A 25,800-nucleotide genomic window follows, 5' to 3' on the forward strand; every position below is an offset into this window, starting at 1 on the left:
AGAAATAAAAAAGGGCGAGGGGGAAGCCTCGCCCGTGTCATGTTTATGAGCCGCCAAGACTTTTGACAGCTTCAACCATTTTGGAAAGCACAGCCTGTGCATCTCCAAATACCATTGTGCAGTTCTTCTGGAAGAAAAGCGGGTTCTGTACGCCGGAATATCCAACGCCCGTGCCACGTTTAATGACAAATACCTGATGTGCTTTGTAAGCGTTCAAAATAGGCATGCCATAAATGGGGGAGGATTTATCTGTTAGGGCTTCCGGGTTCACCACATCGTTGGCACCAATAACCAGCGCAACATCCGTTGTGGCAAAACTATCATTTATGTCATCCATGTCATAAATCATGTCATATGGCACGCCGGCTTCAGCCAAAAGAACGTTCATATGCCCTGGCATACGGCCTGCTACAGGGTGGATTGCAAACTTAACATCCACACCATCGGCAACAAGAATTTTGACAAATTCGTAAAGTTTCTGTTGTGCCTGTGCAACAGCCAGTCCGTAACCGGGAATAATGATGACGCTGGAGGCATAACGCATGGTGGTGGCGGCATCTGCAGGATCAACAGATTGCATTTCACCCTGCGGCCCTTTGGCGCTGCTTGAGCTATCACCAAAGTTGCTGAACAATACGTTGGTGAGTGAACGGTTCATGGCTTTTGCCATCAACACGGTAAGCAGCGTGCCAGCAGACCCTACAACCATGCCAGCAATCATGAGGGCCGGGTTGTTCATCACATACCCTTCAAGCCCAACGGCCAGCCCTGTGAAGGCGTTGTAGAGCGAAATAACAACCGGCATATCGGCACCACCAATAGGCAGTGTCATGCACACGCCAAACAGCAGAGCCATCAGGAAGAATAGATCCCGCGGCAGCTCCCCCATTGGGGTGCTATACTGCATGACTGTGAGCGCACCTAATACCAAAGCAATAAGAAACACCCCAGCATTGAAAACACGCTGTCCAGTAAAGCGCACAGGCTTTTTCATCCGCCCGTCCAACTTGGCCCATGCTATAATGGAACCGGTAAGCGAAATGCACCCGATAAGCGCGCCCAAAACGGTAATGCTGAGGTGCAAGGGAGATGTTGGGTCATCGCTTAAAAGTTCTACAGCCGCCAAACAGGCAGCAGAACCACCGCCCATACCATTAAAAATGGCAACCATCTGTGGCATAGCTGTCATTTGCACGGTACGGCCACGCCAGCCAGCCCATGCGCAACCCAAAACCAGAGCCAGAACAGCCAATACCACATTTACCAGAAGATGCGGTTTTGCGGCTTCTGTTACGTTAAATAAATTTAGAAAAGTTGCTGCAATAACAAAGATCATACCGTAACCGGCTGTAACAATACCAGATACAGCCGTAACGGGGGAGGACATGGCTTTCAGCCCGTAAATAAACAGGCCGGCAGCAATAAGGCCACTTAAGCCCACAATGTATTCAATAAACATTTATTGCTGTTCCTTTTTGGGTGGAGCTGTTTTTTGGCTGGGCCGGAACATGGCAAGCATACGGTCTGTTACCACATAGCCGCCCATCACGTTGCCTGCGCCTAGAAAAACCCCAATAAAACCAATAATCTGTCCGGGAATGCTGGTGGCGTTAAACAGTGCATCCAACGCACCCACAACCACAATGCCGTGGATGAAGTTGGAGCCGGACATTAGGGGCGTATGCAGGATGGATGGCACACGGCTGATCACCACATAGCCGGTAAAGGCGGCCAGCATGAAAATGTATAAAGCGATAATAAAGGTCATGGATGTTGCGGTAATCATGATGCTTTCTCCACTGGCGGGCTTTCGATAAACTGTTTGATGGCATCATTAGTTATTGCACCATCATGCGTAAGAGTAGTGCCTTTAATGACATCATCCGTAAAATCAGGCTTCAGCACACCATCATGCACAACCTGTTCTAAAAGGTTGTAGATATTCTTGGCATAAAGCTCACTCGCCTGTGCTGCCAGGCAGGATGGCAGGTTTGTTGGCCCAACCAATGTAACGGGCCCAATTTTTGTAATTTCTCCTGCTTTTGTGCCTTCACAATTGCCGCCATTAGGGGCGCCCATATCCACTACAACAGATCCTTCCTTCATGGCGGCCAACTGGTCTGCGTCAATCAGGCGTGGGGCGTGTTTTCCGGGAACAGCCGCTGTGGTGATAATTAAATCTGCCTGTGCGATGTGTTGGCTGAGTGCGGCACGCACTTTTGTTTTTTCTTCGGGTGTCAGTTCACGTGCATACCCACCAGCTCCGCGGGCATCTACGCCGGTATCGACAAAGCGCGCACCAACAGATTCTGCTTCTTCTTTTGTTTCGGGGCGCACGTCGTAGCCTTCGCAAACTGCGCCAAGTCGATGTGCTGTTGCCAATGCCTGCAACCCGGCCACACCCAACCCCATAACCAACACGCGTGCCGCCCGGAGCGAGCCAACGGCTGTTGTCATCATGGGTAGGATTTTTTGCATATGCACGCAGCCCAGTAACGGAGCGTAATATCCGGCTAACGCGGCTTGGCTGGAAAGAGCATCCATAGCCTGTGCCCGGCTGATGCGTGGAATAAGCTCCATGGCAAATGTGGTGATCTTGCTATCGCGCAAAGCCTTTACCAGATCAGGCTGGGTTTTGGCGTAAATGAAAGACACCAGCAAACTGCCGGCTTTCATTTTTTTTACCGTCTCCACGCAGGGCGGCTGCACAGCCAGCACGATATCTGCATCTTCTAGAAGTTTTTGCGGATCTGCTTCTGTGGCAACGCCAGCCTGTGAGTATGCTGCATCCGTATAGGTTGCTGCGGCTCCTCCACCTTGCTCCAGAACCAGTGAGGCTCCAAGTTTGGCAATGCGCTGGGCGACTGAGGGAATCATGGCAACCCGTCTTTCATCGGTTGCCGTTTCCTTCAGAATTGCAATTTTAAGTGTCACGGTCTGTTCCAAACTCTGTTGTAAAAGTTGGGCAAAGGTCAGAACAGGTTTTGCATCCTGCCTGAGGCACGAAAATTATGACACTACGGCGCGTAGGGGTGCTGCAATGATGTGTATCAAAAACGTGGTCATAGTGTTCAAATAATTTGTTGTATTTTTGTTTAATGCTGGCACATCCCGTGTTCCGTATGTCGTGCGCTTAAACGGTTAACCACGGCATCGGGTTTCTGTGTCGGGCGGGTATCAAGGTTTTTGGGGCAGAAAAAAGCTGCGGGGCGTATAATCACTGGGGCAGATGCCCATGGCGGGCAATTCCATTTGGTTGCGTAATGGTCTAGGGTCTGCCGCCATCAGGCCATATATATGGCCGACATATATACAAGATCAAAAGCAGGTGGATTATGGGATATCGGGTTGCTGTTGTAGGCGCGACTGGAGCCGTGGGGCGTGAAATCCTCAAAACACTGGCTGAGCGGGAATTTCCGGTAGATGAAATTGTAGCGCTGGCCTCACCCCGTTCTACCGGGCGGGAAGTTTCGTTTGGAGATCGGGTTCTGAAAGTGCAGAACCTTGAAACATTTGATTTTACCGGTTGGGATGTTGGCCTGTTTTCTCCCGGTGGGTCTGTGTCTGCAAAATATGCACCCATTGCCGCCAAAGCCGGATGTGTGGTGATCGACAACACCTCTCACTTCCGTATGGATCCGGATGTGCCGTTGGTGGTGCCAGAAGTAAACCCCAACGCCCTTAAGCAGATCAAGCGCAACATTATTGCCAACCCCAACTGCTCTACCATTCAGATGGTGGTGGCACTGAAGCCCCTGCATGATCTGTTCACTCTCAAGCGGGTTGTGGTGTCCACCTATCAGGCGGTTTCTGGCGCAGGTAAGGATGGCATGGATGAGCTGTTCGCCCAGACGCGTGGCACCTTTGTGAATGATCCGCCCAAAATTGAACAGTTTCAGAAGCAGATTGCCTTCAACTGCATTCCGCAGATCGACCGTTTCATGGATGATGGTGCGACCAAGGAAGAATGGAAGATGCGAGTCGAGACCAAGAAAATTCTCGACCCGGATGTAGAAGTTATTGCCACCTGCGTGCGTGTGCCTGTGTTTATTGGCCATTCTGAAGCTGTTGTGGCTGAGTTTGAAGAGCCCGTTGATATCAAGCGCGCCTATGAAGCCCTGCGTGAAGCAGAAGGTGTTGTGGTGCTGGATAAGCGCGAAGATGGTGGCTACGTGACTCCGATTGACTCGGTGGGGGAAGACGCAACCTACGTTTCACGCCTTCGTGTCGATCCGACGGTCCCCAATGGCCTCGCGTTCTGGTGCGTGTCCGATAATCTGCGGAAAGGTGCGGCTTTGAACGCGGTGCAGATTGCCGAAACCATGATTGCTCTCGATCTCCTGCCCAGACACGGTTGAGTGAGAATCCCGCCCCTCTCGGCCTCGTGTTGGTCTGTTCAATTGACCGGCCAGAGGGGTGGGGCGTAGGACAAAAACGATGCAAACGCCGGATCCAGCCGGCGCTACGGGATAGAGACGGGGTACGAGGCAGACAATGCAGGATATCCGTAAGGCCCTCTATGTAGGGAGCCGAAGTGACGGCAGACTTATTCAGCGGCCCATGTCGCCGCATTTACAGGTCTACCGTTATCGCCTTTCCATGGTTCTTTCCATTATGAACCGTATTACGGGCGTTATCGCAACAGCAGGTGCAACACTGGGTGTGTTCTGGCTTGGGGCTGCGGCCAAAGGGCCAAAAGCCTTTGCCACAGCGCGTAAGGTTACGGGCAACCCGCTTGGGCAGCTTGTGCTAGTTGGCTGGCTGGCATCTGTTATTTACCACACTGTTGGCGGTATCCGCCATCTGATCTGGGATAGCGGTTACCGGTATGACAAAAAGGAAGTTAACAAGGATGGCCCGGTAGCCGTGGGTGTTACCGCTGGTGTCAGCACTGTTTTGGCGGCTGGCCTTTTGGCTGTTTCCATTTGTCGCAAACGCAGCCGCGCCAAAGCAGGAAAGGTATCCTGACATGAATGCTTCTGCTCCTCATATTGAAGTCATGCGCTCCCAGCTTGGGCGGGCACGCGGGCTTGGGGCCGGGCATTCCGGTGTAGGCCACTGGTGGGCCGAGCGTGTAACGGCGGCTTCCCTGCTTCCGCTTTCAACGTGGTTTGTGGTGCAAATGTTCCGCCTGGGCGGCGCAGATCATGCAGAAGTGGTGAAATGGGGCGGTAAGCCCGTAAATGCCACCATGCTGATCGCCCTGATCATCACCACCTTTTACCATGCCCAGCTTGGGCTTCAGGTGATTGTGGATGATTACGTGCATGGCAAGGCACATTTGCCAGCCCGCCTGCTTGTTAAAATTGGCACCTCCCTGTTGGGGTTGCTGGGCGTAATTGCCGTTATCAAGCTGTTTGTGCGCGGCAGTAACGCCAAATAAGCTGGACCACCGCCTTATAGAATCAAGAGCCTGTGCCGCCAGCGCCCCAAAGCCTGAAGCGCTGTGGCACGAACCTGAAAAGACTGACAGGCCGAACGCAATGGGAGCGCCGTCACGATGAACGCCAATACCTCTCCGTCACGGGGAGCTTACCGAATTGTTGATCACGCTTATGATGTTGTGGTTGTGGGAGCAGGTGGTTCGGGCCTGCGTGCAACGTTGGGAATGGGCGCAGCAGGGCTAAGCACTGCATGTGTTACCAAGGTTTTTCCAACACGTAGCCATACTGTGGCTGCTCAGGGGGGCATCGGGGCTTCTCTGGGGAATATGGCCGAAGATAACTGGCGCTGGCATATGTATGACACCGTAAAGGGGTCTGACTGGCTGGGCGATCAGGACGCAATTGAGTTTATGTGCCGTGAGGCCGTGCCTGCTGTGCGCGAGCTGGAGCACTTTGGTGTGCCGTTCTCCCGCACGGAAGATGGCAAGATTTATCAGCGCCCCTTCGGCGGGCATATGAGCGATTACGGCAAGGCCCCTGTGCCACGTGCTTGCGCTGCTGCCGACCGTACCGGCCACGCCATTTTGCATACGCTGTATCAGCAGTGCCTGAAGCACAATGTTGAATTTTTTGTCGAGTATTTTGCCATCGACCTTATCATGGATGAGGAAGGTGAATGCCGTGGCGTAATGGCTTGGTGCCAGGATGATGGCACAATCCATCGCTTTAACGCCAAGATGGTTGTGCTGGCCACTGGCGGCTATGGTCGTGCGTACCAGTCCTGTACCTCTGCCCATACCTGTACGGGTGATGGTAACGGTATGGCCATGCGTGCGGGCATTCCAACGCAGGATATGGAATTTGTGCAGTTTCACCCCACTGGTATCTACCCGGCAGGCTGCCTGCTGACGGAAGGTTGCCGTGGTGAAGGTGGTTATCTGACCAATTCCGAAGGCGAACGCTTTATGGAGCGTTATGCGCCAACGGCCAAAGATCTGGCATCGCGTGATGTGGTTTCCCGCGCCATGACGATTGAGATCAAGGAAGGCCGTGGCTGTGGTTCGAAAAAAGATCACATCATGATGCACCTTGAGCATCTTGGCTCTGATCTTCTGCACCAGCGTCTGCCGGGTATTATTGAAACGGCACGTATTTTTGCGGGTGTGGATGTTACCAAGGAACCTGTGCCGGTTCTGCCAACCGTGCATTATAATATGGGTGGTATCCCCACCAATATTCATGGTGAAGTGGTGCGCCCGACCCCAGATAACCCGGATGCCGTTGTGCCGGGGCTGATGGCCGTGGGTGAAGCAGCCTGTGTTTCCGTGCATGGTGCAAACCGTCTGGGCACAAACTCTCTGCTGGATCTTATCGTATTTGGCCGTGCTGCCTCTCGTCGTGCTGCGGAAGTGGTAAAACCAACAGACTTTACCCGTCCGCTGCCTGCCGGTGCGGGTGAAGCTGCGCTGGATCGGCTGGATCGTCTGCGTTATGCCAAGGGTGGCACCAAGGTTTCTGCCCTGCGTGAGCGTTTACAGCGTGATATGCAAACACATGCTGCTGTGTTCCGTACGCAAGAAAGCCTACAGGAAGGCGTGGACAAGATTCGCGATATCTGGAACGGCGTGAGCGATATCTCTGTGGCAGATTCTTCTTTGATCTGGAACAGCGATCTGATGGAAGCGCTGGAGTTTGAAAACCTGCTGGCGAACGCTACTGTCACGCTGGAAAGTGGCCTTGCGCGGCATGAAAGCCGTGGGGCGCACGCGCGGGATGATTATCCTAACCGTGATGACAAGGAATGGCTCAAGCATTCCGTATCGTGGCTGGATGATAAAGGTGGCGTGAAGCTAACCTACCGTCCGGTGCATATGAAGACCCTGACCGATGATGTGCAGGTCTTCCCACCCAAAAAGCGCGTTTACTGAGTTATCGGAACGAACGGGCGATAAAGGGAGGCGAACATGGTTGAACTCAGACTGCCGCGCAACAGCACGATCGGGAAAGGTAAAACCTTTCCCGCACCAGCCGGTGCAAAAAACGTTAGAACATTCCGGATTTACCGTTGGACGCCGGATGATGATAAAAACCCGGTTATTGATAGCTACGAACTTGATCTGGATACCATCGGGCCAATGGTGCTGGATGCCATCATCCATATCAAGAACGAAGTAGATCCTACACTGACATTCCGGCGTTCCTGCCGTGAAGGGATTTGTGGGTCCTGCGCCATGAATATTGATGGGGAAAACACGCTTGCGTGCCTTAAGCCCATCAAGGATATCAAGGGCGATGTGCGCATCTATCCGCTGCCGCATATGCCAATTGTAAAAGATCTGGTTTCCAATCTGGATGGTGCTTATGCGCAGTTGCGTTCCATCCAGCCTTGGATGCAGGCAGACAGCGCCCCTCCGCCGGATTCCGAACGGAAGCAGAGCATTGAGGAACGCGCCAAGCTGGATGGGATGTGGGAATGCATTCTGTGCTTCTGCTGCACAACCTCTTGCCCATCCTATTGGTGGAATGGTGACAAGTATTTAGGCCCAGCCGTTCTTCTGGCTGCTTATCGCTGGATTGCCGATAGCCGCGATGAACATACGGGTGACCGTTTGGATGGGTTGGAAGATACCTTCAAACTGTATGCGTGCCGCACCATCATGAACTGCACCCAGACATGCCCGAAGGGTCTGAACCCAGCCAAGGCCATTGGGCGCATTAAGGAACTGCAACTGGAACGGAAAGTCTGATTTTTCGTTTTTCCAGAAAATAGACGCAAAAAACCTGGTATGGCTTTGCCTTGCCGGGTTTTTTGTAACGTCAGCAGCGATATACCTTCTTCCGCGCCTTCTGCATTGACGGCAGCAAAGGAAGGTGGAACATGAAACCTGCTAGAAGACGATCTGTTTGGTAGTGAGGTTTTTTGTGTTTGACGGCCATCTTTCTTCATCATCTGGCCGCGCGCGGGCCTGGACTGACAGCCTGTTTGTAGATCACGCTATTTTCCGCTTGATGTGGACCAACTTCCACGCAGTTATTCCTGGCAAAGTATATCGGTGTAACCACCCCACTCCTGCGCGTTTGAAAAGGGCCATGGGGCGGTTGGGCTTGCGTACGCTGGTGAATTTACGTGGGCATAGAAAATGCGGGTCTGATGCTCTTTCCCGCAATGCTGCACGCGGCCTTGGTTTGCACCATATAGATATGGCGTTTGAAAGCCGTGGCGCCCCCCATAAGGACAGAATTCTGCGGTTTGCAGATATGTATCAAAAGCTAGATTTTCCAATACTGATGCATTGTAAATCGGGCGCAGACCGCGCCGGCTTGGCATCTGGCTTGGTTGTGTTGTTTGAGGGCGGATCTGCCCAGCAGGCGCTTAAGGAACTTTCTTGGAAATACGGACACTTCCGTAGCTCTCGTACAGGTATTTTGGATGCTTTTTTTCTGCACTATCAGGCAGAAGGAGAAGGCCGCATGCCTTTTCTTGAGTGGGTGCGGAATGAATATGATGAGCACGCTTTAAAAGAAGAGTTTGTAGCAAATAAGCTATCTTCTTTTCTGACAGATCAGGTTTTGCGGCGCGAATAAGCGCTGCAAAAAATTACGGCTTCCACAATCCTTTTTGATGATAAGGCCATGATATCACATGGTTCCTCATAAACCTGTGCCTGTTCTGGCCGTTGTTGCCGCACTGCTTTCATGGGCCTGTGCGTATCCTGTTGTGCGGCTAGCACTACCTTTTTTTGCACCTGTTTCGTTAGCTGCCGCACGTTATATGGTGGCTGCGTGTCTTGTTGTATGCTGGTTGTGTGTAAAACGCCCACAGTTGCCACGGCTAAAGGATCTTCCACGCTTTTTGGCATGTGGCGGCATTGGCATTGCGCTTTACAATATCCTTTTTAATACAGGGGAGCAGACAGTTTCTGCCGGTGCGGCCAGTCTATTATTGAATACAGCTCCTTTTTTAGCCGCTATTGCCGCCGTTCTGTTTTTAAATGAACGTCTGACACTATGGGGCTGGTTAGGTTCTCTTACCAGTTTTACTGGTGTGGTGATTATTGGCAGTGGGCAGCCCGGCGGCCTTGGTTTTGGTTCTGGCACTACGGTTATGCTGGCAGCAGCTTTATGCTCTGCAACCTACTATCTGCTCCAACGGCCTTTAGTAACGCGCTATGGAGCGTTAGTGACCACAGCCTATATTTTGCTGATTGGTGCTGGCCTGCTTTTGCCGTGGCTCCCTAGCGCCATAAGCGCGCATAATGGTTGGCAGGCTTGGGCACTGGTTGGGGTGCTGGGCATATTTCCATCTATTTTGGGGTATGGCGCTTGGGCGCATGTGGTGGGGCAGGTGGGGGTCACCCGTTCTTCTGGGCTGTTGTATTTACTCTCTCCCACAACGCTTCTGCTGGCATTTGTATTGGTAAGAGAAGTGCCAAATGTGCGCACTCTTATTGGTGGGTGCATTGTGATGGCAGGCGTTGGGCTAATGCAGATGTATGGCCACCCGCGCCCGCAAGTGAAGGCATAAAAAAACCACTTCAGACATTAAAATCTGAAGTGGTTTTGCAAGAATAAGTTTTAAAACAAAGTTATGTTCTAAAACTTTGCCTTAGATTGGCAGGGTTTTTTCCAGTGTGGTGCTGATAGCCGTTAGGCCGGGTAGGATCTTGCCTTCCAGCCATTCCAGAAAAGCCCCACCTGCGGTGGAAACATAAGACATCTTATGCAGCACACCCGCATGGCGGAGGGCGGAAACAGTATCCCCACCACCGGCTACGGTTTTCAGTTTGCCTTCCTGCGTGAGCTGGGCAGCAGCCTGAGCTACAGCATTGGTGCCTTCATCAAACGGTGGCAGCTCAAACACGCCCAAAGGCCCATTCCAGACCAGCGTTTTTAGGCCTGCAAGCTTGCTTTGCAGCAGCTTTACTGTTTCTGGGCCAACGTCCAGCGCCATCCAGCCATCAGGAATAGCCGTTGCGGGCACAACCTGTGTGGGGGCTCCTGCAATAAAATCTTCCGAAATTACGACATCTACGGGAAGAATGAGATCGCATTTTTTGGCTTGGGCCTGTTCCATAATCGTACGTGCTGTATCCAGCATGTCTTTCTCGATCAGGGATTTGCCAACCTGTAGGCCCTTGGCGGCCAGAAACGTGTTGGCCATGGCGCCGCCAATAGCCAGCATGTCCACCTTAGCCAGCATGTTTTCAAGTAGCTGAAGTTTGGTGGAAATTTTTGCGCCGCCCACAATAGCCCCTACGGGCCGCTCCGGATTTTCCAGCGCAGCATACAGGGCTTCCAGTTCCGCCTGCATCAACCGGCCACCATAAGATGGCAGATGGGCTGCAACACCAGCAGTAGAAGCGTGTGCCCGATGGGCGGCAGAAAAGGCATCATTCACATACACATCGCCCAGACTGGCGAGGGCAGCGGACAAGCCTGCATCGTTCTTTTCTTCACCCGGCTGGAAGCGCGTGTTTTCCAGCAGCAGGATGTCTCCATCCTGCATGGAGCGCGCAGCAGCCTCTGCATCCGGGCCGATGCAATCATGCGCAAAGCTGACGGGCCGCCCCAAAGCTGTAGCCAGAGCCGTAGCTATGGGCTGGAGCGACATATCCGGCACCACCTTGCCTTTTGGCCGGTCAAAATGGCTGAGCAGGATAACCCGCCCGCCTTTTTCAGCCAGTTCACGAATGGTGGGCACAACACGTTCAATACGTGTTTCGTCCGTTACCTTCCCGTCTTTCATGGGGACGTTCAGGTCTACGCGCAGCAGAATACGTTTGCCCTTGGGGTCAAGCGTATCCAGCGTGCTGAAGGGAAGTTCCGCCATTACAGGCTCCCGAACAGGGCGGCTGTATCAGACATGCGGTTGGAGAAGCCCCATTCGTTATCGTACCAAGCGCAGACACGAACAAGCTTGCCGCCATCTACCAATGCTGTCTGAGTTGCATCGAATGTTGAAGATGCCAGCGCATGGTTGAAATCAGAGCTGACAAGCGGTGCATCAGAATAAGCCAGAGCGTTTTTCATCTTGCCGGAATCTACAACGGCCTTGATGGCATTGTTGACATCTTCAACCGAAGTTGGCGCGTTTTTGGGTACAAAGTCCAGAGAAACGATGGAAACATTGGCGGTGGGAACACGAATGGCGGTGCCATCCAGCTTGCCTTTAAGCTGCGGCAGAACCAACCCAACAGCGCGGGCTGCACCAGTGGAAGTCGGGATCATGTTCAGGCCAGCAGCGCGGGCGCGGCGCAGATCCTTGTGCAGGGTATCCACTGTGCGCTGGTCACCTGTGTAGGAATGGATGGTGACCATATAGCCACGTTCAATCCCAAAGGCATCTTCCAGCACCTTGGCCACTGGGGCCAGACAGTTGGTGGTGCAGGATGCGTTGGAGATCACGGTCATGTCCGGTGTCAGCACATCCTGGTTCACGCCGTAAACAATGGTGGCATCTACATCTGTCGCGGGTGCGGAAACAATAACCTTGCGGGCGCCAGCCGTAAGCAGAGGCTGGGCTTTTTCCTTGGAGGTGAACAGGCCTGTGCATTCCATGGCCACATCAACGCCCTGGAAAGGCACTTTGGAGGGATCACGTTCCGCAGAAACGGTAATGGGGTCCCATGTGCGGCCGTTGGCGGTGACAATAATTTTGTTGCCATCCACCCGAATATCAGCAGGCAGGCGACCATGTACGCTGTCATAGCTTAGCAGATGGGCATTGGCTTCTACGCTGCCCAGATCATTGATAGCTACAGGCACAACATCGGTGCGTCCGCTCTCAATAATGCCGCGCAGCACAAGGCGGCCGATGCGTCCGAAGCCATTGATAGCGATTTTGACTGCCATGGTTTTCTTTCTCCGTTCTGTCGTTCTGTGATCTTGTGCGATCTTCTTATTGTTACAACGGCTCCCGCTCTTGCCGACGGGAGGTAGGTGATGACGCCTGAAGGAACCTTTCTTCTATGGCGCCGGATGCGCGCAAGTGTTTTAAAACCCGCGCACAAATCGCTCCGGCAGTAATGCCAAAACGTTCATACACCGCGTTGGCAGGTGCGGATACGCCAAAATCATCCATACCAACGAAAAATCCTTGGCTACCCAGCCAGCGTTCCCATCCGAACCCCGATGCAGCTTCAATCCCCACACGCAGCACATCCGTGCCCAGAATGGTTGTTTTGTAAGCTTCGGGTTGATTGGAAAAGACTTCCCAACAGGGAATGGAAACCACAGCAGCCTGTACGCCGTGTTGCCGCAAAAGCTGTTCTGTTTCCAGTGCAATACTTACCTCTGGGCCGGAGGCTATAAGGGTAACGTGCCGCGAGCTACTGCCATGCAAAATATATCCCCCACGGGCAGCAGACCCCTGCATGGGCACTGCATAGGAATGTTCGGGCGGGGTAGGGCAGAGCATGATAACAGCAGGGCCAGATTGCCAACGGATGGCCGCCTTCCAGCAAGCAAATGCTTCCTGTGCATTTGCTGGCCGAAAAACGGCCAAATGAGGCATGGCGCGTAGGCTGGCAAGTTGTTCTACTGGTTGCCAGCTTGCCCCATCATGGCTGAGAGCCAGCCCATCATCTGTTAAAAGGTAGATAATTTTCTGGCGCATCAGTGCGGCCATGCGGAGTGCCGCCCGCATACGATCCACTGTAATCATGCTGGCAATGCCACAGGGCAAAATACCACCATGCAAGGACATGCCATTTAACATTCCGGCCATGCCATGTTCCTGAATATTACATGGCCAGTCTGGTTGGATGTGCGCTGCGGCAGATGTGCGCGGCAACGCAGAGGTAGCCGTTAAGACTGTCAGTTCTGGTAAAAGAGCGGAAAGCGTATGCAGGCTGGTAATGGCCGCCTGCTGGGTGGAGGCCTGATGTGTGAGTTGCATGGCACGGCGGCAAAGCCGGTTCCAGTCCTCCATCAATAGGCTGGGGAATGTATTGGTCGTTTCACGCTCAAAGGCGGTGCGTTGGCGGTGTCTGGCCAGCCGTTTTAGCCAAGAACGGTATGTTGTGGCGCCGCGTCTGGCAGTTGGGCTCCAAGGGCCGGTCAGTTCTTCTTCTGGAGATAGGCTGGGTTGGGGGTGAAAGGTTTGTGGGCTTTCAGGCGGCATGCAAGCAATAAGTGTTGGTTTTTTAGCGCGCATGGTGGCTGCTAAAGCGCCGTTGATGGCGCTTAATTGTGATGCGTCCACTTTGCGGATGCTCCACCCAGATGCGCTGAAACGTGCCAAAGAGTTTGAAAACTCGGTTCTATCTGCTCCCGGTGTGGGGCTAACCAGAACGGCAAGTTGGGTCAGCCCAAAACGTCCGGCAAGCTGCGCGGCTTCCATGGCAACACCTGTTGCCAAATCTCCATCACGCGCAAGCACCCATGTGCGGTGGTTTACCAATGAGCGTCCATAGCGCTTTGCCAGCAGGTGTTCTGCAAGTGCCATACCAGCTGCGGCTGCAATGCCTTGCCCAGCAGGGCCGGGGGCGGTTTCTACGCCCGGGTGGACGCCATATTCCAAAGGGGACTCGGAAAACGCATAAGTGCCGCTAAGGTGCAACATGGCCTGCAATAAAGGATGCAAGGTAGCGGAAGGTACAACAAACCTGTCTCGGTCGGGCCAATCGGGGTGTGTTGGATCAAAACGCAGCATGCGGCACCACAGTGCCGTAACAGGCAGGCAAAGTGTTTGCAGCAACGCCAGATGCGCAGAATTTCTGGTTTTACCAAGCAGTACACGGGCTGCCGCACATAGGCGCAGCACAACGGTATCCTGTGCAGGTAGGGCTGCTACAGGGGAAGTAAATGGATGCTCTATGAGTGTGGCCTGTGCCATTGGAAAGAGAGTGTGGAACGAATTTTTGCTGCTGAAAAGGGTATGAAAAGGCCCAAAGGGCTTGCACCCGGTGCAGGACAGCGCGAAAGAAATAAAAATGGCCCCGTAAAGCCATGTTGAATTGCCATTATACGTTCTGGTGGAGAACTGTCCTGTTATGCTGCCCGTTTCCCGAGTTACAGAAAAAGGGTCTTTTCTCCGTGTCGTTGTTGCGGGGTGCGTGCTGGTTGGCATGACAGGCTGCAAGCTGGTTGATCAAAAAACCTTCAACCCAAACGCAGGCGTGGCACCCAAGCCATATATTCCGCCACCGCCACCGGGGCCGCCACCTGTGCCACCATTGATTGAACTGGCTGCTGGCACCCCTGCATCGCAATGGGAAGCTCCGGTTGATCAGATTACGCGCCTTGCCCTTAGCCGCAAACCTGATGTTCTGTTTGTTGTCAGATGTCTTGTGCCGCCACAGGCCAATGCAGATGCGGAACAATCTTCCCTGATGAACTTGGTGCAGGGTGATGGCCGTGCCGTGTTGCAGGAAATGATTAATGCTGGAGCATCAGAGGCGCAGGTGGAAATGTCCGCTATGCCCGATTCTTCCGTGACGAAACCGGTTGTGCGGGTGTATGTGCGGTAAAGCAGCACTATATACACAAACGTGTGAACACACAGGCCAGACGGCCGATGGGTACGCGCCATGCCCCGACCGTTTCTGACGAGAAGCGAGGAGAAAGTTAGCGTGGGAGCGATAAAAAACGCCCGCCATCCTTTTTATGATCACTGCCATGAGGCGCTAGATCAGATCAAACATCAGGGGCGTTACAGAACCTTTACGCCATTAGCGCGTCAGGCAGAGCGTTTTCCTCTGTACGAAGAGGCTGTGCGCGATCTGCCGCAAGGGCGTGAAGTTATTGTATGGTCAACTAATGACTATCTGGGCATGGGCGTTGTGCCGGAGGTGCAGGACGCTGCTATCGCCGCTATTCGAGAGCATGGAGCTGGCGCAGGCGGTACGCGTAATATTGCCGGCACAAGCCCGCTGCATACACAGCTAGAAGCAGAACTTGCTTCCTTGCATGGTAAAGAAGCTGGGCTGCTGTTTATTTCTGGCTATGTTTCCAACCAGGCCAGCTTGCAAACCATTCTGACATCCATGCCAGGTTGGATCTGTTTTTCAGACCGACTGAACCATGCGTCCATGATTGCGGGTATTAAAGGTGCGCGCGGATCTCAGACAGTCATTTATGAACATAATGACCTGAAAGATCTGGAAGAAAAACTGGCCGCTGCGCCAAAAGATGCCCCCAAGCTGATTGCGTTTGAGAGCGTTTATTCCATGGACGGTGATATTTCCGATATTGCCGGAACCTGCGCGCTTGCCCGTAAATATAATGCACTGACTTATCTGGACGAAGTGCATGCTGTCGGCCTGTACGGTCAGGAAGGTGGCGGCGTTTCCCAGCGCGATGGTGTGGCCGATCAGGTTGACATTATTGAAGGCACACTGGCCAAGGGCTTTGGTGTGCATGGCGGTTACATTACGGCTTCTGCTGAAATTGTAGATTTCCTGCGCTCTACAGCTTCTGGCTTTATTTTCACTACAGCTTTGCCGCCACCGGTTGTGGCGGGGGCGCTTGCCAGCGTGCGCAAGGTGCGCGCGGAAAACTGGCGGCGCGAGTCTATTTTTGAACGTGTGAACACATTCCGCCATCGGCTGCGGGCTGCGGGTGTGCCATTCACCATGACACCCAGCCACATTGTGCCCATTCCTATTGGGGATGCAGAGCGTTGCAAACGCATCTGCCGCCGCTTGCTGACGGAATATGGGCATTACGCAACACCCATCAATTATCCAACTGTGCCGCAGGGTACGGAGCGCCTACGCCTAACCCCGGGGCCGTTCCATACGGATGAGATGATGGATGATCTGATTAACGCGCTGAGTGTGCTCCTGCGTGAAGAAGGCATTATGCCCGCACGCCAGGCAGCTTGTTCCGCCGCGTAAGAAAAACCATTATGGCGGGTGAGGTTGAAGCCCGCACCCGCCATAATAGGTTTAGTGGCTGCTTTTCAGCTTATCCACGGCAGTTTTAAGTTCAGACAGAGAAACTGCACCGGGAATAATTGCCTGATCCCCAATAATGAAGGTGGGCGTTCCTTCCAGATTGATGGAGCGGGCCAGAGCAACATTTTTTGCCAGCGCTGTGGTAACGGCTGAGCTTTTCATATCCTTCACCAGCTTGTCTGTATCCACTCCTGCCTGATGTGCTGCATTCCGGATTCGATCCATGCCGGGGGCAGAAGAATCCGCCATCAGGATTTTTTGGAATGGAATGTACTTGCCCTGTAGGCCGGCGGCCATAATGGCCTGTGCATCCAGTGTGCTATTAGCCCCCAGAACAGGAATAACCTTTTCCACCAGCCTTAAGTCTGGTTCTGCGGCAACAAGCGCATCCAGATCATCCAGAACCTTGCGGCAGTAAGGGCAGCGTGGATCGTAAAACTCCACCACATTCAGGGAGCCCTGTGGGTTCCCCAGCACCACATCAGTAGAACTTCCGCCAAAAAGCGGCTTGTTATGGCGTACCAAGTCTAGCGCAGAGGCATTTTTCTGCGCTGCGGCTTGGTTTTGCAGGGAGGCAATCGCATCCGACAGAATAGTGGGGTCGGTTTTCAAGGCGTTGCGCATGATGTTTACAATTTCGGCACGCTGGGCTGGTGTAAAGCTGCTGTCTGCTGCACGTACAGGCGCGGAGTCCGCACAAAACAGAGCGGTGGCCAATGCGCCAGCGCTTACTGTAAGGCGGAAGAAAGATTTCAGATTCTGCATGGTGTCCTTGTCCATAAACTGGAATGGTATGGCACGTGCGGTCATTACGGCAAGGTTGGGCTGTTGCTGCCCGCCGTAAAGCAGGTTAATCCAGAGGGATACCATCCAGACGACTGCCCGCCGGACGGGCCCAGTAGTGGAGAAAGCAAGGCGTGGCCGCCCGTTCTATTATCCCTCGTTTTACGCGGTTTAAAACCGTGCTTTCTGGTTCTCGCAAGCGTGCGGGGGCTTTGGCTCTTGCTCTTACCTCTGTTCTGCCAGCCTGTAGTTCTGGCAGTCATATTGCGCAACCTGTGGAAACAGGATTTGTGGGAGAGGTTGTGGCGGATGAACCGCAGGCCGTTCTGGTTGGGCGTGATGTTCTGGCTAAAGGGGGCAACGCAGCAGATGCTGCGGCTGCTCTTGGGTTGGCCCTTTCTGTTACGCTGCCTTCCCGAGCCTCTTTGGGTGGTGGTGGTGCATGTCTGGCATGGAAGCCGGGTGAAAGCGCTGGGCAGGCCTTTGTATTTCTGCCCAGAGCCGGGCTGAATGACACCGGGGCGGATCGTCCTGCTTCTGCTCCCATGCTGGCGCGTGGCCTGTATTTAATGCAGCTGCGTTACGGCAGTGTGGATTTTGCTGATCTGTTGTTGCCTGCGCGTAATCTGGCCTCTCGTGGTGTGCCGGTGGGCGGGTTGTTGGCGTCTGACCTTGCTGCTGTACAGGCACCTTTGCTGGCAGATGAAAAAACCCGTGCCATTTTTGGCAATGCCAACGGCAACGTATTGGTAGCAGATGACGTGATGGTGCAGACACGTCTGGCGGGTGCACTGGAGCGGATGCGTATTGCTGGTGTGGGCGATCTTTACGCCGGCGCACTGGGCCAGACATTTGCAGAGGCTGCGCGTGTTGCCGGTGCGGGGCTGACAACGTTGGATTTGCGCGCAGCTATTCCTGTGGCAGCACAGCCGCTTACAGCGCGTGTTGATGGCATTGATATCAGCTTCTTGCCGCCACCTGCAGATGGTGGGTTTGGTATGGCTGCGGCGTATCTTTCCAATGTGGGGCAGAATGGCGGCCGCGTAAGGGCGGAAACGGCTGTATCTGGTTGGCGTGCGCGGCAGGGTGCAAAAGGAGCTGCTACCAGTATTGCAGATGCACAGGCTCTTCTGAATTCTGGCCACATTCCTGCTGGCTCGGTTCTACCTGCCTTGCCTGCTTCCACATCTTTTGTGGTGACGGATAGGCAGGGTGAATCTGTAAGTTGTGCATTCACCATGAACAATCTATTTGGTACCGGGCGTATTGCTGGGTCTACAGGCATTATGCTGGGGGCTTCCCCCGTGCGGAAACCTTTGCCGCTTCTGCCTGTTGCTATTGCGCACCGGGGTAACCAGTTTCAGGCTGCGGCCACGGCATCTGGGCAGAATGTGGCGGCAGATACGGCAGCCGTAGCCTTGCAGGCAGCAATAGCGGGGAGCCGCCCACAGGTGACCAATGGTGTGGGGCGTGCCAATTTTGTGTCCTGCCCAGCCGGTTTGCCGGGGGATGGCAGTAAATGCTTTGGTTGGACTGACCCCAGAGGGTTTGGGCTAGCTCTTTCTTCCGATCATGGGAAAAAGAGCTGATAATTTTTAGAATCTTAAAAGATGGCAGATGAATTTTATGCTGCCATCTTGAAAAGTTGCCAATTTGTTCTTAATGGAACAGGTAGAGATCGCAACATTAGCAAAAAGTTTCCATAAAGCGGTTACCCAGTACATTCGTTGCTGCCGTAGGGGCTTTATGGCAGGAATTGAACGCATAATCTTTTGTGCATGGTGCGTTATGCACATTCAAGGGCCTTACGTACATCTGGCAGTCCGGCCCACAGGAAGGGAATGGTAAAAATGGATAAGGCAAAGGCTCTGGAAGGCGCGCTGGGACAGATTGAACGTGCTTTTGGCAAAGGTTCTGTCATGCGCTTGGGGCAGCGTCCCAAGGTAGAGGCAGATGTTATTCCTACTGGTTCCCTTGGGCTGGATATTGCGCTGGGTATTGGTGGGTTGCCCCGTGGCCGTGTGGTGGAAATTTACGGGCCAGAAAGCTCTGGTAAAACCACGCTTGCGCTGCATGCCATTGCAGAAGCACAAAAGCGTGGTGGCACTTGTGCTTTTATTGATGCCGAGCATGCGTTGGATCCCGGTTATGCCAAAAAGCTGGGCGTGGATGTAGATAACCTGCTGATCAGCCAGCCAGATGCGGGTGAACAGGCGTTGGAAATTGCAGATACACTCGTGCGATCCGGCGCTATTGACGTTTTGGTGGTAGATAGTGTTGCAGCACTGGTGCCGCGCGCAGAACTGGAAGGAGACATGGGCGATAGCCATGTTGGCCTTCATGCGCGTTTGATGAGCCAGGCTTTGCGTAAGCTTACGGGTACGGTGGCACGCTCCAATACTCTGATGATTTTCCTGAACCAGATCCGCCTGAAAATTGGTGTGATGTTTGGTAATCCGGAAACAACCACGGGTGGTAATGCCCTGAAGTTCTATTCTTCCGTGCGTATGGATATTCGCCGCATCGGGTCTATCAAGGACAAGGATGAGGTGACAGGTAATCAGACGCGCGTAAAGGTTGTTAAAAACAAGATGGCGCCACCTTTCCGTCAGGTAGAATTTGATATCATGTACGGCGAAGGCATCAGTAAGGTTGGTGAGCTGATTGATCTTGGCGTAAAAGCCGGAGTTGTTGAAAAATCTGGCTCATGGTTTTCATACGATAGCCAGCGCATTGGGCAGGGGCGTGAAAATGCCAAGCAGTTCTTGCGTGATCACCCAGAAATGGCCGCGGATATTGAACGCCGCGTGCGTGAACACGCAGGCGTTGTTGCCGAGGCTATGATGGTGGCACCAGAACACCATGAAGGTGACTAAAGTTTTCTAGCTTATAGCGCGATAGAGCAGGCGGGCTTGCGCATCATAAGATGCCAGCACCGCCTGTTCTGCTTTGTTGGTAGGTGCATCCGTAAAGCCTGCTTTCTGCCAAAAGCCAATGGCGTGGCAGGTAGATGTAAGTAAAAGAGTATGCAGGTTTTGCCTGCGCGCAGCCTGTTCGGCCAATAGCAAAGCCTGTTGTGCAAACCCTTGCCCCCTTACTGTTGGGGATAAGGCAAGATCATGAATATACCAACTATCTGCCTTACGAGGCAGGGTATGCAGCAAGGTGTTTAATGGCGGGGAAACAAGGCCTTGCCATGGGTGGCTTATCAGATAGCCAAGCACTTCTTTACCCCGCAAAAGAGAAAAGCAGCCATCAGGTGCAAGTTTCAGGCGTTCTTCAAAAACGACCAGATCTTCCATGTAATCGGGATGGATACGGGCAGTTAATGTCATAACACCGGCAAGATCATCTGGTGTCATGGAACGCCAAGTGGTATCTGCGCTGGGAGTCATATAGAATTTCCGTTTTTTCCTTATACAGTTATTCAGCTTAAAGGCTGATAACTGGAAAAGTGGGTAGGCATGACGGCACGAGTAAGACTGACATTGCGGCTAGATGCAGATGGTAAGCCTGCGTTGGGGCATGGTAAGATACATCTTCTGGAAAAGTTGGAAGAAACAGGCTCCATTTCAGCGGCGGGGCGCGCCATGGGTATGTCTTACCGCCGTACATGGCTGTTGGTAGATAATCTGAACCAGCTTTTTAAGGAACCTCTGGTTATCACGCGGCCCGGCGGTGGTGGTGGGGCTTTTCTTACACTTACAGGTAAAACTGTTGTCACGCTGTATCGGCAGATTGCAGATAAGGCAGCACAGGCTGCTCGTTCTGATATAGCGGAACTGGAAAATTTATTGTCTGCGTGCCCACAAAAAACCTCACCAGAATGAGATGGGTCTATTCAGAACAATGAAACAACCATCCCATAAAATTTAGCAAAAGAGCGGGAGACAGACGTGTCAGCAAATGTGCAGCGACGTGATGTAATCAAGGCAGGGGCAGGCGCTACCCTGGCTTCGCTGGTAGGGGGTGCCATTAGGCGGGCACATGCCGAAGGGCTAGCAAATGCTACTGGTGCATTTGATGATAACACAGTTGCGCAGATTGCTCGCAGGCTGGCAAATGGACCTTACAAGGGGCCAGATCAAACGTTACCAAAGGCACTTTCAAACCTGAATTTTGATCAATTCCGGAGCATTGCCTACCGTCCAGATCGCGCTTTGTGGGCTGGCGATAATTTGGGTTTTGATGTGGAATTTTATCCGCGTGGTTTTTTATACAAGCCGCGGATCGAAATTTACGAAGTGCAGAATGGGCAGGCAGCAGCTGTTCCCTATTCTCCAGATTTGTTTACATATGCAGATCCTTCTTTGCGGGTAGAAGATAATCTGGGTTTTGCAGGTTTGCGGCTACGTGCCCCCATTAACACCCCGGGTGTAATGGAAGAGTTCTGTGTTTTTCTTGGGGCATCGTATTTTCGTGCAGTAGGTAAAGACCAGATTTATGGGCTTTCTGCACGTGGCTTTGCTGATGGCACGGGTGATCCTAAAGGCGAGGAATTTGCTCTTTTTCGCGCCTTCTGGTTGGAAAAACCTCAGCCGGGCGTGCAGTCTGTTGTTATACATGCGCTGTTAGATAGCCCATCTCTTACAGGGGCATTTCGTTTTACCATCCGCCCCGGTGACAGCACGGTGTTTGATGTGCAGTCCACATTATTCCCACGCACCAAGATAGAACAATCTGGCATCGCGCCCCTTACGGGCATGTTTTATTTTGATGGCAACGATCGCAACCACATTGATGACTGGCGCCCCGCTGCGCATGATAGCGAAGCTCTGCAAATGTGGACAGGAGCAGATCAACAGCTTTATCGCCCATTGCGTAACCCGCTTGATCTCCAGTTTTCAACATTTTCTGATACCTCTCCGCGCGGTTTCGGGCTGATGCAGCGCAGACGTTCTTTTCATGATTATGAAGATCTGGCCTTGCATTATGAAAAGCGTCCCTCCCTGTGGATTGAGCCTATTGGAGACTGGGGTTCCGGCTGGGTAGATCTGGTGGAAATTCCTACACCCAATGAAGTAAACGATAATATTGTTGCCTTCTGGCGGCCCAAGGAACCTTTGCTGGCTGGCAAGGAATACAGCTTCACCTATCGTATGTACTGGGGATGGGATGCACCTTTTCCCACTCCGTTGGCGCGTATTGGTGCCACACGTGTAGGCGCTGTGGTGGATGATAAGACCGCTCGTTTCTTCGCCATAGATTTTGTGGGCGCACCTTTTGAGCATCTGCCAAAAGACACGCACTTCCACGTTTCTCCGCAAGCATCTGCGGGCACAATTCGTAATGTTGTTGTAGAGCCAAATCCGGAAATTAACGGTTGGCGCACAACATTTGAGTTTGTGCCAGGTGATGCCAAGGTGGCGGATTTAAGTTGTGCCCTAGAAACCGATACGGGCCCAGTGTCTGAACAGTGGCTATACCGATGGACGCCGTAAGCATGCCGGATTCTACACAAATGTTTCGTGCTCTCCCTTCAGAATCTCCGTTGGATATGCCGGTGCAGGATTTTCATGCTGCACCCAATATGGCAGGGCGTGGCCGCACGCCTCTTACCTCTCCGCGGAATATCGTGCTGCGTCGGTTGGCTGTTATTGGATCAGCATTGTTGCTGACGGCCTACGGGGCATGGCGCACGCATAAAGTGATGGATGAAGCAGGTGTTTCCACCTTGGGTGTGATCATGCTGCTGTTGTTTATTGCTCTATTTATGTGGATTGCACTGGCATTTACATCTTCTGTTGCCGGGTTCTGTTCTCTGGTTGCGCATGGTGGCCTTGGGCTAGGTATCAGCAAATCTGGCCCGCTGCCGCAGCTTACACGGCGGAATGCTGTTCTGCTACCTACGTATAATGAGCCTCCTCGCCGTGTTATGGCGGGGTTGAAAGCTATTTACGATAGTTTGCAGGAAACGGGGGAATTGGATGCCTTCGATTTCTTTATTCTCTCAGACACCACAAACCCGGATGTATGGGTAGAGGAAGAGGCAGCCTTCCTGGCGCTGCGTGAAGAAACTGGCGGATATGATCATATCTTTTACCGCCGTCGCCATAATAATGTAGAGCGTAAGGCTGGTAATCTGGGGGAATGGGTGCGCCGCTTTGGCGGAGCATATGACCACATGGTTACGTTGGATGCAGACTCCGTTATGTCTGGCGCCACGTTGGTGCGTATGGCCGCAGCCATGGAGCGTAACCCTGGTGTGGGCCTTATACAGACACTTCCGGTTATTACTGGTGGCACAACGCTTTTTGCACGTTTGCAACAGTTTGCGGGCCGTGTGTACGGGCCTGTTATTGCGTACGGTATTGCATGGTGGCATGGCTCGGAGGGAAATTACTGGGGCCATAATGCCATTATTCGCACTCGCGCTTTTGCCGAACAGGCAGGCATGCCGCATGTGCCGGGCAAGCCACCTTTTGGTGGACATATTCTGAGCCATGACTTTGTAGAAGCTGCCTTAATGCGCCGCGGGGGCTGGGCCATTCATATGGTGCCAGCTCTTGATGGCTCTTACGAGGAAAGTCCTCCTTCCCTTACCGATGTTGCCATTCGCGATAGGCGTTGGTGCCAAGGTAATTTGCAGCACGTCAAGGTTCTGCCAACAAAGGGGCTGCATTGGGTCAGCCGGATGCACATGGTTGTTGGCATTGGGGCTTATGTAACATCGCCTTTGTGGCTTGTGTTTTTGTTGACAGGTATTTTAATTTCTCTTCAGGCTCATTTTGAGCGGCCAGAATATTTTGGAGAAACAAAGCTTCTTTATCCACACTGGCCGCATGTTGACCCTGTGCAGGCGAAGTATGTGTTTATCGGCACCATGATTGTGCTGCTAGCACCAAAACTTCTTGCGTATATCGCGTTGTTGCTGGATAGGGAAAACTGCAAAGGGTGTGGTGGTGCCATACGTGCGGCAGGTTCCATATTAGTGGAAACACTAATTGGTGGTTTGATTGCACCAATAGCCATGCTGATTCAAACACTCGGTGTATTCTCCATTCTTACAGGCCATGATTCCGGTTGGAACGCACAGCGACGAGATGATGGCGGTGTGCCATTTATGGATATTGTCCGTCAGTATGGGCGTTTTACCATTTTTGGTGTGCTATTAGGGGCTGGAGCATGGGTTGTGTCTCCCTCTCTTTTCTTCTGGATGACACCGGTTTTGCTGGGGCTGGTTTTTTCCATTCCTCTGGTGGCGTTTACCAGCAGTCGTAATGTTGGTTTGGACTTTCGCAAAGCTGGCCTTCTTTTAGTGCCGGAAGAAACCAATATGCCGGATGTTCTTAAAAAGGTAGAGCAAGACCGCGAAAGTGATGAAACCCCAGATCTTCCAGAAGATGCCTTGCGGGCTTTGCGGGCAGATGTGGGGCTGGCGCAGGCGCATATGGCTATGCTGCCGCCAGAGCGTAAAGCGGGAGATCCCATTAATGCGGATCAGCTCGTGGGTTTAGTAAAACTTTCAGAATCTCACACAGTTTCTGAGGTTGAACATAAGCTTACGGTAAAAGAAAAAGCTGCAGTTCTTGGCACACGCAAAGGCGTGGAAAGCGTTCTGCAACTTTCAGAGTAAATCTTGCGTATAAGGCGGGAAGAAACATAAAAAGTCTTCCCGTCTTTTTTAATAAATACGCTGGCCGCTTACCCATACTTCCTGCACATGCAGGTTGGAATCCATTACAACAAAATCAGCACGTTTTCCGGCCTCTAATATGCCGCGGTCATGCAGCCCTAGATAGTTTGCTGGGTTGCGCGTTAAAAGTGCTACTGCTTCGTGCAATGATGTTCCGGTATTTACAGCATTGCGTAGGGCAACATCTAATGTCAGCACGCTTCCTGCAAGGCTACCATTTGGCAAGCGTGCTGTTCCATTTTCTACAATTACGTCTTGCCCACCAAGTTGGCTTGGCCCATCTGGCAAACCAGCAGCACGCATGGCATCGGTTACAAAAACAAGCCGATCTGGCATAATGCGTTGAGCTAGTTGAAATGTTGCTGGATGGATATGGTGTGTATCAAAAATCATTTCGGCATAGGCGTCACTGCACATTAAGGCGGTAACTGGGCCGGGGCGTCTGCTTTCAATGGGGGGCATAGCGTTAAAGAGATGCGTGCCGCCAACCACACCACCAGATTTGCAAATATGACAAATAGCCTGATGAGCTTGTTCATAACTGGCAACTGTATGACCAAGGCTTACGCGCACGCCAGCTTTGGCAAAACTTTCCATGGCAGTTTGTGCATGAGGAAGCTCCGGTGCCAGTGTCACAACACGCACGCAGTTTGTAGCAAGAACTTCTAAAACCTTTTCTGATGTTGGGGCGATATTAAAAGGAGGCTGAGCTCCGAGTTTATGGGGGCTCACAAAAGGTCCTTCCAGATGTGCGCCATGTATCATCGGGCCATCTGGAATTTGTTGCCCAGTTACTTCAGCAATAGCATGTAATGTGTTGATAACATCCGGCCAAGGGCTGGTGATGGTTGTTGGCAATAATGTTGTCGTGCCATGCCGAGCATGAAACCGGCTAAGGGTGTGAATGGCTTTTACACCATCCATTGTATCTGCGCCGTCGCCCCCGTGGATGTGTCCGTCGATAAAGCCAGGGAGAATATAGCGGTCTGTTTCATGTTGAGTAGGTGTAATATCCTGAATTTTGGTTTCAAAATGTATACTTCCGCTTACAATTGTATTTGGAAGCACAAGATTTCCGGAAAGTTCGTTCATATCAGCC

The 25,800-nt window shown here is 52.6% G+C and carries 23 protein-coding genes; 14 read left to right on the forward strand and 9 right to left on the reverse strand.

Annotated elements, in window-relative coordinates; translation table 11 throughout:
* Positions 1-43 precede the first annotated feature (43 nt).
* From DS739_RS00210 to DS739_RS00220, 3 genes are read right to left on the reverse strand one after another with little or no spacing between them, the layout of a single operon-like run.
* Positions 44-1,459 carry an NAD(P)(+) transhydrogenase (Re/Si-specific) subunit beta gene (locus tag DS739_RS00210; RefSeq protein ID WP_006116617.1) on the reverse strand — a complete coding sequence of 472 codons (1,416 nt, stop codon included), beginning with the start codon at positions 1,457-1,459 and terminating at the stop codon, positions 44-46.
* Positions 1,460-1,786: an NAD(P) transhydrogenase subunit alpha gene (locus DS739_RS00215; RefSeq protein ID WP_006116618.1), complete on the reverse strand. Its 327-nt coding sequence runs from the start codon at positions 1,784-1,786 to the stop codon at positions 1,460-1,462.
* Complete coding sequence (locus tag DS739_RS00220; protein WP_035353096.1) at positions 1,783-2,934, reverse strand: NAD(P) transhydrogenase subunit alpha; 1,152 nt, start codon at positions 2,932-2,934, stop codon at positions 1,783-1,785. The genes DS739_RS00215 and DS739_RS00220 overlap by 4 nt, the downstream gene beginning before the upstream one ends.
* A 401-nt stretch (positions 2,935-3,335) precedes the next feature.
* On the opposite strand from DS739_RS00220, the gene DS739_RS00225 reads away from it, so the two are divergent.
* From DS739_RS00225 to DS739_RS00255, 7 genes are all read left to right on the forward strand, one after another.
* Positions 3,336-4,358, forward strand: coding sequence for an aspartate-semialdehyde dehydrogenase (locus DS739_RS00225; protein WP_006116620.1), 1,023 nt, complete (start codon positions 3,336-3,338; stop codon positions 4,356-4,358).
* A gap of 136 nt (positions 4,359-4,494) precedes the next feature.
* On the forward strand, positions 4,495-4,968 hold the full coding sequence (gene sdhC, locus DS739_RS00230) for a succinate dehydrogenase, cytochrome b556 subunit (protein ID WP_006116621.1): 474 nt from the start codon (positions 4,495-4,497) through the stop codon (positions 4,966-4,968).
* A gap of 1 nt (position 4,969) precedes the next feature.
* Positions 4,970-5,383: a succinate dehydrogenase, hydrophobic membrane anchor protein gene (gene sdhD, locus DS739_RS00235; protein ID WP_006116622.1), complete on the forward strand. Its 414-nt coding sequence runs from the start codon at positions 4,970-4,972 to the stop codon at positions 5,381-5,383.
* Positions 5,384-5,500: 117 nt separating this feature from the next.
* Positions 5,501-7,312 (forward strand): succinate dehydrogenase flavoprotein subunit, encoded by a 1,812-nt coding sequence (gene sdhA, locus DS739_RS00240; RefSeq protein ID WP_006116623.1) that lies wholly within the window; start codon positions 5,501-5,503, stop codon positions 7,310-7,312.
* Between the two features lie 36 nt (positions 7,313-7,348).
* Entirely contained in the window at positions 7,349-8,131 is a 783-nt protein-coding gene (locus DS739_RS00245; protein ID WP_006116624.1) for a succinate dehydrogenase iron-sulfur subunit, read from the forward strand.
* Positions 8,132-8,306: 175 nt separating this feature from the next.
* Entirely contained in the window at positions 8,307-8,969 is a 663-nt protein-coding gene (locus DS739_RS00250) for a tyrosine-protein phosphatase (protein WP_035353094.1), read from the forward strand.
* A 58-nt stretch (positions 8,970-9,027) separates the two neighbouring features.
* Positions 9,028-9,909: a DMT family transporter gene (locus tag DS739_RS00255; protein ID WP_035352955.1), complete on the forward strand. Its 882-nt coding sequence runs from the start codon at positions 9,028-9,030 to the stop codon at positions 9,907-9,909.
* Positions 9,910-9,990: 81 nt separating this feature from the next.
* Here the strand turns inward: DS739_RS00255 and DS739_RS00260 are convergent, their stop codons facing one another.
* The 3 genes from DS739_RS00260 to DS739_RS00270 are packed head-to-tail and all read right to left on the reverse strand — an operon-like array spanning position 9,991 to position 14,220.
* Positions 9,991-11,214 carry a phosphoglycerate kinase gene (locus tag DS739_RS00260; RefSeq protein ID WP_006116627.1) on the reverse strand — a complete coding sequence of 408 codons (1,224 nt, stop codon included), beginning with the start codon at positions 11,212-11,214 and terminating at the stop codon, positions 9,991-9,993.
* Positions 11,214-12,236 carry a type I glyceraldehyde-3-phosphate dehydrogenase gene (gene gap, locus DS739_RS00265; protein ID WP_006116628.1) on the reverse strand — a complete coding sequence of 341 codons (1,023 nt, stop codon included), beginning with the start codon at positions 12,234-12,236 and terminating at the stop codon, positions 11,214-11,216. The genes DS739_RS00260 and gap overlap by 1 nt, the downstream gene beginning before the upstream one ends.
* Positions 12,237-12,288: 52 nt before the next feature.
* Entirely contained in the window at positions 12,289-14,220 is a 1,932-nt protein-coding gene (locus DS739_RS00270; RefSeq protein WP_006116629.1) for a transketolase-like TK C-terminal-containing protein, read from the reverse strand.
* 157 nt (positions 14,221-14,377) lie between these two features.
* Here DS739_RS00270 and DS739_RS00275 point away from each other — a divergent pair, with 157 nt between their 5' ends.
* Positions 14,378-14,854 (forward strand): hypothetical protein, encoded by a 477-nt coding sequence (locus tag DS739_RS00275; protein ID WP_035352952.1) that lies wholly within the window; start codon positions 14,378-14,380, stop codon positions 14,852-14,854.
* A 60-nt stretch (positions 14,855-14,914) separates the two neighbouring features.
* Positions 14,915-16,222, forward strand: coding sequence for a 5-aminolevulinate synthase (gene hemA, locus DS739_RS00280; RefSeq protein ID WP_006116631.1), 1,308 nt, complete (start codon positions 14,915-14,917; stop codon positions 16,220-16,222).
* Between the two features lie 51 nt (positions 16,223-16,273).
* On the opposite strand, the gene DS739_RS00285 is transcribed toward hemA, so the two are convergent.
* The gene (locus DS739_RS00285; RefSeq protein ID WP_006116632.1) at positions 16,274-17,152 is read right to left on the reverse strand and encodes a DsbA family protein; all 879 of its coding nucleotides are present in this window, start codon (positions 17,150-17,152) and stop codon (positions 16,274-16,276) included.
* 47 nt (positions 17,153-17,199) lie between these two features.
* On the opposite strand from DS739_RS00285, the gene DS739_RS00290 reads away from it, so the two are divergent.
* On the forward strand, positions 17,200-18,654 hold the full coding sequence (locus DS739_RS00290; protein ID WP_006116633.1) for a gamma-glutamyltransferase: 1,455 nt from the start codon (positions 17,200-17,202) through the stop codon (positions 18,652-18,654).
* Between the two features lie 261 nt (positions 18,655-18,915).
* Entirely contained in the window at positions 18,916-19,941 is a 1,026-nt protein-coding gene (recA, locus tag DS739_RS00295; protein WP_269320058.1) for a recombinase RecA, read from the forward strand.
* A gap of 6 nt (positions 19,942-19,947) precedes the next feature.
* Here the strand turns inward: recA and DS739_RS00300 are convergent, their stop codons facing one another.
* Positions 19,948-20,460, reverse strand: coding sequence for a GNAT family N-acetyltransferase (locus DS739_RS00300; protein WP_006116635.1), 513 nt, complete (start codon positions 20,458-20,460; stop codon positions 19,948-19,950).
* Positions 20,461-20,529: 69 nt separating this feature from the next.
* Here DS739_RS00300 and DS739_RS00305 point away from each other — a divergent pair, with 69 nt between their 5' ends.
* The 3 genes from DS739_RS00305 to mdoH all read left to right on the forward strand — a co-directional run bounded on the left by DS739_RS00305 (position 20,530) and on the right by mdoH (position 24,641).
* A complete protein-coding gene (locus DS739_RS00305) occupies positions 20,530-20,895 on the forward strand; it encodes a winged helix-turn-helix domain-containing protein (RefSeq protein ID WP_006116636.1) in 366 nt (121 codons plus the stop codon).
* A 66-nt stretch (positions 20,896-20,961) separates the two neighbouring features.
* Entirely contained in the window at positions 20,962-22,506 is a 1,545-nt protein-coding gene (locus DS739_RS00310) for a glucan biosynthesis protein (RefSeq protein WP_006116637.1), read from the forward strand.
* Positions 22,507-22,508: 2 nt separating this feature from the next.
* Positions 22,509-24,641 carry a glucans biosynthesis glucosyltransferase MdoH gene (gene mdoH / locus DS739_RS00315; protein ID WP_170315319.1) on the forward strand — a complete coding sequence of 711 codons (2,133 nt, stop codon included), beginning with the start codon at positions 22,509-22,511 and terminating at the stop codon, positions 24,639-24,641.
* Between the two features lie 48 nt (positions 24,642-24,689).
* Here the strand turns inward: mdoH and nagA are convergent, their stop codons facing one another.
* Positions 24,690-25,793 carry an N-acetylglucosamine-6-phosphate deacetylase gene (nagA, locus tag DS739_RS00320; RefSeq protein ID WP_035350705.1) on the reverse strand — a complete coding sequence of 368 codons (1,104 nt, stop codon included), beginning with the start codon at positions 25,791-25,793 and terminating at the stop codon, positions 24,690-24,692.
* Positions 25,794-25,800 lie beyond the last annotated feature (7 nt).

This window comes from Acetobacter sp. JWB, from assembly GCF_003323795.1.
GTDB classification, from domain to species: Bacteria; Pseudomonadota; Alphaproteobacteria; order Acetobacterales; family Acetobacteraceae; genus Acetobacter; species Acetobacter oryzifermentans.